The organism is Microcystis sp. LE19-41.2A (genome assembly GCF_027530405.1).
Classification (GTDB): domain Bacteria; phylum Cyanobacteriota; class Cyanobacteriia; order Cyanobacteriales; family Microcystaceae; genus Microcystis; species Microcystis aeruginosa.
The window spans coordinates 1-10,712 of the sequence record NZ_JAPZQJ010000306.1; the positions used below are offsets into that span (position 1 = coordinate 1).

13 protein-coding genes are annotated in these 10,712 nt (G+C 43.2%); 4 read left to right on the plus strand and 9 right to left on the minus strand.

What is annotated here, in order from left to right; genetic code table 11:
• Positions 1-209: 209 nt before the first annotated feature.
• The 5 genes from O9290_RS12920 to lysA form a co-directional block, all read right to left on the minus strand.
• Positions 210-1,322 (minus strand): hypothetical protein, encoded by a 1,113-nt coding sequence (locus tag O9290_RS12920; protein WP_288056139.1) that lies wholly within the window; start codon positions 1,320-1,322, stop codon positions 210-212.
• A 130-nt stretch (positions 1,323-1,452) separates the two neighbouring features.
• Positions 1,453-1,767: a DUF1825 family protein gene (locus tag O9290_RS12925; protein ID WP_002738222.1), complete on the minus strand. Its 315-nt coding sequence runs from the start codon at positions 1,765-1,767 to the stop codon at positions 1,453-1,455.
• Between the two features lie 253 nt (positions 1,768-2,020).
• Entirely contained in the window at positions 2,021-2,770 is a 750-nt protein-coding gene (uppS, locus tag O9290_RS12930) for a polyprenyl diphosphate synthase (protein ID WP_288056137.1), read from the minus strand.
• A complete protein-coding gene (cdaA, locus tag O9290_RS12935; RefSeq protein ID WP_002757027.1) occupies positions 2,767-3,687 on the minus strand; it encodes a diadenylate cyclase CdaA in 921 nt (306 codons plus the stop codon). Before cdaA ends, uppS begins: the two co-directional genes overlap by 4 nt.
• A 423-nt stretch (positions 3,688-4,110) precedes the next feature.
• A complete protein-coding gene (gene lysA / locus O9290_RS12940) occupies positions 4,111-5,508 on the minus strand; it encodes a diaminopimelate decarboxylase (RefSeq protein ID WP_288056134.1) in 1,398 nt (465 codons plus the stop codon).
• Positions 5,509-5,736: 228 nt separating this feature from the next.
• Between lysA and O9290_RS12945 the strand changes: the two genes are divergently transcribed.
• On the plus strand, positions 5,737-6,462 hold the full coding sequence (locus O9290_RS12945; protein ID WP_288056131.1) for a GUN4 domain-containing protein: 726 nt from the start codon (positions 5,737-5,739) through the stop codon (positions 6,460-6,462).
• A 1-nt stretch (position 6,463) separates the two neighbouring features.
• Here the strand turns inward: O9290_RS12945 and O9290_RS12950 are convergent, their stop codons facing one another.
• Positions 6,464-7,249 carry a hypothetical protein gene (locus tag O9290_RS12950; protein ID WP_002757024.1) on the minus strand — a complete coding sequence of 262 codons (786 nt, stop codon included), beginning with the start codon at positions 7,247-7,249 and terminating at the stop codon, positions 6,464-6,466.
• Positions 7,250-7,293: 44 nt separating this feature from the next.
• Positions 7,294-8,241 carry a thylakoid membrane protein ThyD gene (gene thyD, locus O9290_RS12955; RefSeq protein WP_287971753.1) on the minus strand — a complete coding sequence of 316 codons (948 nt, stop codon included), beginning with the start codon at positions 8,239-8,241 and terminating at the stop codon, positions 7,294-7,296.
• A gap of 99 nt (positions 8,242-8,340) precedes the next feature.
• On the opposite strand from thyD, the gene O9290_RS12960 reads away from it, so the two are divergent.
• Positions 8,341-8,472, plus strand: coding sequence for a hypothetical protein (locus tag O9290_RS12960; protein WP_283160160.1), 132 nt, complete (start codon positions 8,341-8,343; stop codon positions 8,470-8,472).
• Here the strand turns inward: O9290_RS12960 and psb28 are convergent.
• Together psb28 and petM are read right to left on the minus strand one after the other, a co-directional pair.
• Positions 8,460-8,819 (minus strand): photosystem II reaction center protein Psb28, encoded by a 360-nt coding sequence (gene psb28, locus O9290_RS12965; RefSeq protein WP_002757021.1) that lies wholly within the window; start codon positions 8,817-8,819, stop codon positions 8,460-8,462. The two genes, O9290_RS12960 and psb28, sit on opposite strands and share 13 nt — an antisense overlap.
• A 105-nt stretch (positions 8,820-8,924) precedes the next feature.
• Positions 8,925-9,038, minus strand: a complete 114-nt coding sequence (petM, locus tag O9290_RS12970; protein WP_002731506.1) for a cytochrome b6-f complex subunit PetM — start codon at positions 9,036-9,038, stop codon at positions 8,925-8,927.
• Between the two features lie 303 nt (positions 9,039-9,341).
• Here petM and O9290_RS12975 point away from each other — a divergent pair, with 303 nt between their 5' ends.
• Entirely contained in the window at positions 9,342-9,863 is a 522-nt protein-coding gene (locus O9290_RS12975) for a DUF192 domain-containing protein (protein WP_081417822.1), read from the plus strand.
• Positions 9,864-10,233: 370 nt separating this feature from the next.
• Positions 10,234-10,428 carry a DUF2949 domain-containing protein gene (locus tag O9290_RS12980; protein ID WP_002757016.1) on the plus strand — a complete coding sequence of 65 codons (195 nt, stop codon included), beginning with the start codon at positions 10,234-10,236 and terminating at the stop codon, positions 10,426-10,428.
• Positions 10,429-10,712 lie beyond the last annotated feature (284 nt).

Genomic DNA, 10,712 nt, shown 5'->3' on the forward strand with positions numbered 1-10,712 from the left:
AGAGGTTATTCTCCTCGTAGGTCTCGATGATCTTTTGTCGCAAGTCTAAAGAATAGGGCTTCATCGGGTCGTGGCTCCTGCCTAGGTCTATAATTTATTGTCCTCTTCTATTGTACCTCATGCAAGTGCATACCGCTATAATAGCCCCATTCATGCAATTGTACTCCTGACTCCTAACCCCACCAACAAACTTTTTCAGCCAACCCTACTTAGGTTCTCACTAAGGATTTATTGACACTGGCTTCAATTTGATAAATAGAGGAAAGGACGCTACCTTGATGATTATTGACTAGATCATATTTGACTTCCTGTAAATAATTAAAAATGGCATCCCGCAGAATCGGTTTTTCAATGTTTACCCGGTGCTGATAGTCCCATAAATCCCAAACTATCAAACCAATTCCCACGATTGGATCGATTAATTCTGCCCCAAAACTACTCGCTACTGCCCCACCGGTTTTAGTGGCAATTTTCGCCCCCGTTTTTCCCGCTAGGGACAAATAAACTGTACTGCCCACTTTCATCACTGGGACCAGAGATTTAACTCCTAAAGCAGTGGTGCCACCAACTAAAAGTTTAATTGATGTGTTAGAAATATTGCCCTCGGTATCTTTAATTGTTACGGCTATATCACTAAGATAACGGTCCCATTTGCCTTGGGGAATTTGATAACTAGCCTGTATATTTGCCAATTCATTGCTTAAATTATTGACATATAAATTAACGGCATCCCTAGTAATTCTCTCTAGACGCAATTGAGCCTCTTGGGGACGAATTACCCGTTTAGTAAACTCGGTTTGAATAGTTTTGGTCAAATTTTCTGCCACCACCTGTTCCGGGGGTGGATTATCTGTATTGACCCAGTGAGCGATCGAGGAGTATAATCCGCTTAAAAAGGCCTTGCCCTCAAATTGTTTTTGATTGAAATAGTTAAAATACCAAGGCAGAAAACCCTGATCTACTCGTGTCATCAACTCCTCCACCCATCCCTCAATTTCTCCTAGGGCGAAGCTTTGAGAATTTGCTCTCGCTGTCTGTAAAGCTTGGCTAATCTCCCGATCGATTTGACTGTTAGATTTTTCGGGTATAGTGATGGGAATCTCTAGGTTAGTTTCGGTAGCAACCCTAGTTTTTAACGGTTCATTGCCGGCAGTTCCTAGCCAAATTTTCCCTAAAAGAGGCAAGATAACCACTAGAACAACTATAGCCCAAATTAACGGGGTTATTGCCTTAATCAGTTGACTGATTGCCTGAATGCGGTTAGTTTTTTCACTATACTGAGGTGGCTCAATATTCTCTTGTGAATCTGGCCTGGAGTTCATCAGCTAACCTACTTAAAATTATTAGATCATTGTTCTCAAAAAACCGCAGAAACCCCAATTTTCCGAGCAGTAATCTGGAGAGGACATTATCGGGTAAAAGGCAGCCAATACCCGATAAATATCGGCAATTTTAGCGAATCTCTGCCTTCATCCGTTCAAGGGTTTGCTGCATTTGGTCGAACATCATTTGGGGAGTCATACCAAATTGACCTAATTGGGTTTTTAGCTGTTCTACGGTCATTTGGGCGGAAAAATCCTCAGATAACTCAAAACGCTTCATAAATATCTTGTAGCGTTCCATTAACTCCTCCATCCTATCGATAAAGATTATTTTACCCTCTCGATCGAATTTACCGTACTCGCTGCCTAGTTGTGTGAGAGACTGGTAATCTTCAAATAGCTGTCTAGCTTCCTGTTGAACCACTTCTGAGTCAAAGAATCCCATAATCTTAAAACTGCTTATCGTCGATAGTTATTCTCTCCCCTATTTTATTTTAGCCGGGGAAAAAGTCTAGCTCCAGCCGATTTACGGATTACCGTATTGGGGAAATCGAGCAGATCACAAACGACCTCTCGTCGCAGTTTAACCGTTGCCCCAGGGAGTTTAAGATTAAAAGTGATCAGACCTCTTGTAAAAATCAAAAATTGTCCTTTAACTGCCCCACAGTGGCTATTTTGAGCAATTTGGGCTGCAGCCCTTATAATTTGCCAAAACGACGATGACGACCCTGATAATCTTTTAAAGCGCAGTGAAATTGCACTCGATCGAAATCGGGCCAGAGGGTGTCAGTAACATAGATTTCCGCGTAGGCCATTTGCCATAGTAAAAAATTACTAATTCGCATTTCCCCACTACTGCGAATTAACAGGTCTGGGTTAGGAATCCCAGCAGTATAAAGATACTGTTCAAAGAGAGATTCATCGATCGCTTCTGGGGAGACTAAACCCTGTTGCACCTGACGAGCGATCGCCTGACAAGCTTGCACGATCTCCTCTCGGCCACCATAATTAGTAGCCACCGTAAATTGAATACCGGAATTTTTGCTAGTTTCTGCTTGAGATTTAGCAATTTCCCGTCTTAAAGACTCTGGCAAGGCTGATAAATTACCAATAAAGCGAATTTTGACATTTTGCTGCATCATTTCTTCTAATTCCCGCCGCAAAACCCGCTCGAATAGAGTCATTAAAAACTCTACTTCCTCCAGGGGACGACCCCAATTTTCCGTCGAAAAAGCATAAGCAGTTAAAGCGGGAATCCCCCAGTCGCGACAACAGCGCAGCAAGTCTTTGAGTGCATCTACTCCCCGTTGATGGCCCATAATCCGGGGTAAACCACGATTTTTCGCCCAACGACCGTTCCCATCCATAATCACTGCGACGTGCTGAGGCAAACGGTTTTTATCTAAATCCGTAGGTAATTCTGGTGATAAGCTCGGTTTAACAGTCATTTTCTATCTTTCGGGGTTGCGCTGGGCGAACGGGAGAATTTTTCTAAGATTAGACGACCTTTTAAGCCAATTGTACGCCCTAAACGTCCCCAACTCGGTGCGACCACTTCCCCCTCTCCCGACGGAGAAAACTTCGCTTCGAGCAGCTCTTTTAGTTTACTACTGGTTAAAGGCCGATCCAAATTACCCCCCGACGCGAGGGAAATCGAGCCAGTTTCCTCAGAAACCACAATACAGATACAATTATCTAGCCTTTCGGTAATGCCCATGGCTGCCCGATGACGGGTGCCTAATTGCCTAGAGGTACTGCGCTCCGATAGGGGTAGAATAACACCAGCGGCCACCACTCGATCGCCCCGAATAAATACAGCCCCATCGTGCAGTAAAGTTTTAGTTTGAAAAATAGTTTGAATTAATTCCTTAGATACTTCGCCATTTAGCATCACTCCCGGATTGACAAACACCTTGGTGTCGAGATTGCCACTGGTTTCTAATACCATCAGCGCACCGGTGCGATTTTGAGATAGATCCTTCACCGCGTCCACTAACTCATCAATGACATTATCGGTCTTGGGAGTGGGGGAACTTTTTTTAAATAATTCCCATACTTGACCTTTGCCCAATAATTCTAAAAAACGGCGAAATTCCGACTGAAAAATCACAGCGATCGCTACGGCTGCCCCCAAAATCAATTTTTCTAGGACTAACCCCAGCAAGCGCAATCCTAGGGCATCGCTAATCACCGAGGCCAGCATTAAATAGATTAGTCCTCGCACCATCCAAAAGGTACGCCGCTCGCCGATAATTAGCAGCAGCATATAGGTAAGGAGGAGAACTAACCCAAAGTCTAGGACTGACAGACCATGGCTGAGAATCCAGGACAATAACCGGCGAGGATCCAGAAAAAAACCCGACATGGGGGACGATAGCGATGAGGTTTATATTAAGGAGAGTCGAGTGGTTGACATACCCCACGCCGTAAACGGACGTGGATTCTTCTAGCATCACTGCTGTGAATTTCTGGCTCAACGAGTCCACTTGAATTAGATTCCTGGCGAAATCCAACCCAGAGGTGGTTCTCTCCTCAGACTTTCGCGACCTTACAGAAGCCTGTTCTCGTATGCCCTACGATACAGTTCAAAACCTCTAAAATAATTGGTTTCTTTGGTACTTGACGCTTAGAGCTTTTACCTATAGGAGCATTCCCCTATAGAACCCCATAACTCTAGTTTTCAAGGTGCGTTCATCGGTTGATGACTGGGTTTTTTAAGCGGTTGCTTACCCTGCCCGCTATTCTTAATATCATACATCCTATAAAGTCGCCCTAAAAGGGCGAGGCTTTAAACCCAATTTTTCGGTAAACGGTCTTGACGCAGCAAATCCGCCAGATTTTCCCGTTCAAGGATCAGATTAGCTTCTCCGTTGTGGACAATTACCGCCGCCGGACGGGGTAAGCGGTTGTAATTAGAAGCCATACTGTAGTTATAGGCTCCTGTGGCTAAAACCACTAAAATATCCCCCGGGTTGGTTTTCGGTAGCGTAATATCCTTAATTAGAATATCGCCAGATTCACAATGCTTTCCAGCTATTGTCACCACTTCCTGACATTCTTGACTCATTTTATTGGCGACCACGGCCCGGTAAACCGATTGATAGGTAATCGGTCGGGGATTATCAGACATTCCGCCATCAACGGCGATATAGGTGCGGATTTCGGGGATTTCCTTGCGATTACCCACTGTATAGGCCGTTACGCAAGCGGTGGCAATCAGAGAGCGTCCCGGTTCGGCAATGAGCAGCGGATAAGCGATACCTCTTTCCTGACAAGCTTTAGCCACTGCTAAGGACACTGCTTGCACCCATTCCTCGATACTTGGGGGGTCATCACTTTCCAGGTAGCGAATCCCTAAACCACCACCCACATTTAATTGCTCTAGGGGTAAACCCCGTTCTAATCCTAATTTAAACCAATCTGCCAGCACAGCGGCTAAGTCTTGGTGGGGTTGACGTTCAAAAATCTGGGAACCGATGTGAGCGTGTAAACCCAGACAATTCAGCAGCGGATGAGCTAAAACATAGTCAAATACCGCTTCGATTTGATGAGGGTCAAAACCAAATTTACTGTCTAAGTGACCCGTGCGAATATATTCGTGGGTGTGACACTCGATGCCGGGGGTTAACCGCAATAGGATCGGAATAGGGTTATCAGGACGATTTTCGCCTAATTTAACCAGATTTTCTAACTCTAGCCAGTTATCAACGACAATAATGCAGTTATGCTCGATCGCATATTCTAACTCGGCGATCGATTTGTTATTACCATGAAAGTATATCGGCACAGCGGTTTTATTGATCTGGTCTAAAGCGGTTAACACCGTATGAATTTCTCCGGCCGACACCACATCAAAACCTAATCCTTCACTAGCGACCACGGCCGATACAGCCAGGCAATTCCACGCTTTCGAGGCATAAATTACCCTAGATTCTCCGGGATAATGTGTCTGGAAACCTTGCAGGTATTGACGACAGGCAGTGCGGAGGGTAACTTCATCGACAATATACAAGGGTGAACCGAAACGCTCCACTAGGGTGGTCACATCGCAACCACCGATTTCTAGACAATCGCGGTTATTAACCTTGGCTGTCAGGGGTAACAGGGTTTGATTCGGGGATAGACAATCTTGATAGGCTAAATATTTTTGTCCGGAATTGCTGATTTTAGGTTCAGTTGATAGCATAATCGGTGTTTTTTGTCAAGCAATCGATAATTTTTGTTACAATCTCTGCCCATCACCGATTCAGTCAAGGGAAATTTGACCGTCGGTGATCTAGATAACCAAAATAGTTCTCTCTTTCAGTGTACGATCAACCACCCGCTAAAAATCCCTTTTTTGTCAGGAAAAAATCGAGCAGCGACCCCGAAATAGTGGTAATAGTATTGAAGGAGTGGTCTTAAAAGTGATGATATGACTGACCAGAATGGCGTGTTAGTAGAAGAACAAAGCGAGGATATTACCCGCAAGATGAGTCAATTAGCCACCGAGTCGCCGAAAAATCAATTACAGATTCTGACACAATTAGCCGGAAGCGGAGAAGCTGGCCTAACTGTGTTGAGAGATTTTTTATTAGCCGGGCGCCCGACTCCTGTTAATCTGGTGACAGGTAAGGCTTATCAATTGCTCTATCAAGATAATAGCGATCAGAGCAAGGAATTTTTAGCTAATTATTTCCCCACGGGGGTTGTTCCCCTCGATAGTGCTAAAGGTATCGATTATCGACTTTTACAGGAATTATTGGCTAAACAGGATTTTCAAACTGCCGATAGTCTTACCCGTCAAAAACTCTGTGAATTAGCAGGAGAAGGGGCAATACAGAGGAAATGGGTCTATTTTACGGAAGTAGAAGCTTTTCCCAAGGTTGACATTCAGACTATTGATAATCTTTGGTTAGTTCATTCGGAAGGGAAATTCGGTTGGTCGGTGCAGCGCAAATTATGGCTCGGTGTCGGTCAAGATTTCCCGAAACTCTGGCCGAAAATTGGCTGGAAAAATGGCAATAATTGGACAAAATACCCGCAGGAATTTATCTGGGATTTAAGCGCTCCCGTGGGCCATTTACCCCTGTTAAATCAACTGCGCGGGGTGAGAGTGGCCGCCTCTTTATTCTCCCATCCCGTCTGGAGTGAAAAATAGATTAGCGATAGTAAAAATCGTAGTTTTTTAGGGCATTCAGTCGGGCTAAATTGAGACGATAATGATAGCCTAGTCTTTTTTGGAGGGGTTGCCAAAAATCTTTTTTAATGGGAGGTTGATAACTGGCATCAAGGTGATTGCTTTTATTTTTGAGGATTAACCAAGCTTCACCGGTATCTACTGTCCACCCGACTTTTGCTGCCGCTAGTCCCATAATACTGCCTTCGCCACTGTGCATTCCTTTCATTTCTAAATAGAGTGCTATCTTCCCCCAAAAATGCAAAAACTCTTGCTCTTTCCCTCCATCTCTAGTGACTATAAATAAAGACTCTCCAATCCAATTTACTTGTTCACTCGGAATTCCTAGTTTTTCAGAAACCCTGATTAAATTAGGTAAATCCCGAGGACGATATTTTTTATTATGCTCAACCATACTCTGATGACAACCAACGATACCTGGAGTAAAATCAAGATTGTCCGGTAATGATTCTATTAGTCTTGTATCCGCATCGATAAAAATAGCTGTCGGAAATAACTTTAAACTTTCTTCTAGAACAAAGCGTTTATCATTATAACAATGTAAAATACCTTTTTGAGTATGTTTAAAAGCCATAACATTGGGACTATTATCAAAATACTGAGGGGCATCAGTTCCCACCACTAGACTGCTCTGAGGGGCGTATTTTTGTAAATCTTCAGCCAAAGTTTTAGTTAATTTTTGATACTTTTCTCTTAGGGCTAAAGTGCAAAAACAATAATTTGCTGTCGGCTCGGAAAGATTCATCATAGACCGTTAGTATTGAGAATTTTTCCCCCCAGTGTATCAGCTTTCTACATTTTCGGGACGATTTCTTGTAAGGCCGCTTCTAGATTAGGATAACGATAGTCAAAACCGATCGCTTGAGTGGCTTTTGGCAGCACTTCTTGACCTTCTAAGACGATTTTTGCTCCTTCTCCCAAGAGAATTTCGAGGGCAAAATCTGGCACTGGCAACCAAGAAGGACGATTCATTACTTCCCCTAAAATCTGACAGAATTCTTTCATCCGGACGGGATTGGGTGCAGTAGCGTTGAAAGTACCGCTAATTCCCTGGCGATCGAGACAATAGATAATTAAATTAATTAAATCATCCCGATGAATCCAAGAAAACCACTGACGACCGCTCCCAATCGGTCCGCCGGCAAAAAGTTTGAAGGGTGGGATCATTTTCCCCAGGGCCCCCCCATTGCCTAAAACAATACCCGTGCGAAGAATGACTAAACGAGTGCCGTAATCTTTAACTTTTTGGGCTGCTGTTTCCCACTTTTTACAGACATCTGCCAGAAAATCGTCACCGGGAGGGCTATTTTCGTCAAAACTAGCGGTTTCACTGGTTCCATAGTAACCGATCGCCGAGGAGTTAATTAAAACTTTCGGTTTCTGGTCGGCCAGTGCGGTCGCAACGCGCTCGCTACGCGAGATCGCCTCGACAATTTTCTCGGTGCCGATTTCCCGACTAGCGACGATTGCTCGTTTTGCTTCACCGGTCCAGCGTTCCGAAATCGGTTCTCCCGCTAGATTAATCACCGCGTCACATCCGCAAATCTCTTTTTGCCAATCCCCCGATTCTGTGGCGATATAGGGAATAATCTCTATCTTAGGATAGATTGACTTTGGGTAAATTCTTCGGGCTTTATCGGGATTGCGAGTCAAAATTAGGATGTCATCGCCGCGATCATAGAGTTTGACCACCAATCTACTACCCACAAATCCCGTCGCCCCAGTAATCGCTATTTTCATGGTTTCTTGACTAAATTTATCCTTATTTTAGCTGGTTTTTGGCTATCAGAGTTCAGGAGTCAGTCCCGATGAAAAAATTTTCACCCCCACAGATGAAAGATGTTTCTTTCCCTACACCCCACACCCTACACCCTCTTTCAAGTCGGTAGTCAGGAGATTATTTTTATTTGTTCTCCCCACACCCTACACCCCACACCCTACACCCCACTTCCCACTTCTCACTTATCCTGATACCCCATCCCGTTAGCGGCTGCATAACGATTCATAAAGCGCAGAAAACGCTCCCAGTGTTCATCGGTGATTTCAAAACCACATTCTACCCGTTGAATTTCATCTCCTTCATCTCCTCCAAAAATAAACTTAGTCGAGTTGGGAATAACTATAATCACTCCTTCCTCATCGGTGAGACGGAGATCGCCGTAGGTGCGGGTGGTGAAACTTTGGAAACGTTCGATCGCTTTCAGGGTTTTAAAAGTCATCAGGACATTGCGAATCCCGGTACTTTTATTTTTGCGGAGACTAACACCGCTTAATTCTTCTGATAAACCGACAAAAAACTCGATCGTGGGAGTGGTCATAGGTATAGCTATAAAATTTTAGTTATTGATTTTCTCTTAATTACTTTTGATCGGGAAAAATTAGTTCATGATTACTAATAAAGTAACCATGAACGGAAAAACAAGCTATTCCGCTTCTCCACCTTGGATTTTGAGGAGGAGAAAACCCCAAGCTAATCCGACGAGGACGAGAACGATCGCCACGATCGGCCCATTAAATAACATACTTTCTGCGGTCATGGTGATTGCTCCTGAGCCTACAATAATCGATCATATAGATAAGTGGTATTTTAACCTACGAAGGCGATCGACTGCTGCCGGACTAGGGCAAAATTGAGGGGGAAAATCGGCCAATAACTTTGAGAATTTTCCTAGTATATACGTTCTAGCAATCCTGCCCCTCTCCTCAAGGAAGGATGCTCACCCCCATGCTAGATATTTTTAATACTATCTTTATATTTGCTGTCGCCACTTTATGATAATGTCTTATCTGCTTAATTTTCCACTTATACTAGAAAAATTAAGTATTGATAACTATTGGTGATGACTGGTAAAAAATCATTTATGCTCAAGATCAAGTTAATACTATTTTTAGGTTTGTTGCTGCTGAGTTGTCAATCGACTAATCTCAATGGTAATAATAGTTCAATGGCTCAGATTACGACTGAGAATCAAGGGCAAATATTACCGATCACGGCCAAAGCAGATATTAATGGTGAGATGATTGAGTTAGAAGTGGCTCAAACCCAGGAACAACAGGCCAAGGGTTTAATGTATCGCTCGTCTTTGGAGAAAAATCGCGGTATGCTATTTCCCTTTGCACAACCTCTGATGGCCCGGTTTTGGATGAAAAATGTCTCGATTCCTCTAGACATGATTTTTCTAAAAGATGGTATAGTAAAAGCAGTTTTGCTGAATGTCCCCCCTTGTGCTGTCGATCCTTGTCCTGTCTATGGGCCAAACACCATGGTTAATCAAGTGATCGAACTAGCCGGGGGCCGAGCCAAAGAATTAGGAGTGAAAGAAGGAGATAAAATTAAGATTGAGTCTATCTCAAGACCTTGATTTTTGAAAATGGTGTTAACTTTCTTATAGAAGGTGTCCCTTGTCTGGAAATATAAGTATGGCTTTTAGAAGCTATTACGCATTTATACTGTTTAAGATATAACCATATCGATTAAGATTTTTATAGTCTATCAAGTCATAGATTGAATAATCTTTACCCTTGGTATAAATTAAACAGAGACAAAATTCTGCTCGATCTAACGGGACTATCTTAAGAGAGCCAGCGATTTTTAGGAAAGCACACTCTATCATCGGGATAGCTTAGATACAGAAAAAACGGTCGCAAGACTAACTGTCCTTGAAACCGCTCAGGTAGTGTTTTGTTAAAATCACGAGATATACTATAACTATTGAGGAAAAAAATCCCCCTATGTCCACGATTGCCTATTCCCAATTCCGACGATTTCTACAAGAGGAATTGTCCCTTCCCCAAGAATCGATCGCTATGGCCGAGCGCTCGATCCAATCTGATAAAATTCATTTACCGATGATTCTCTGGCAGTACGGTTTAGTGACCTTGGAACAATTAGACAAAATTTATGATTTTCTCGAAGAGGTAGTCTAATCTTACAATTGCTCACTATTGACAAGGAGAATAATTGCCATGGCTGCTCATAGTTTCTGGCACAGTTTGAAAATTCCGATCCCAAAAACTACCAATCATCACTTGAGAAGTGGGTTATTTAAACCCACTTTTTTAATAACTATACAATTGAGAATTATCGATTAACTGCTCAGTCCATGAAACCCCATGACCAATTTGCCAAAAATTACCTTGAACAATTACTTTCTCCCCTGGGAATCGTCGAAATCAGTAAAGAAGTCAGCGACGAAACCCGACAGATAGAT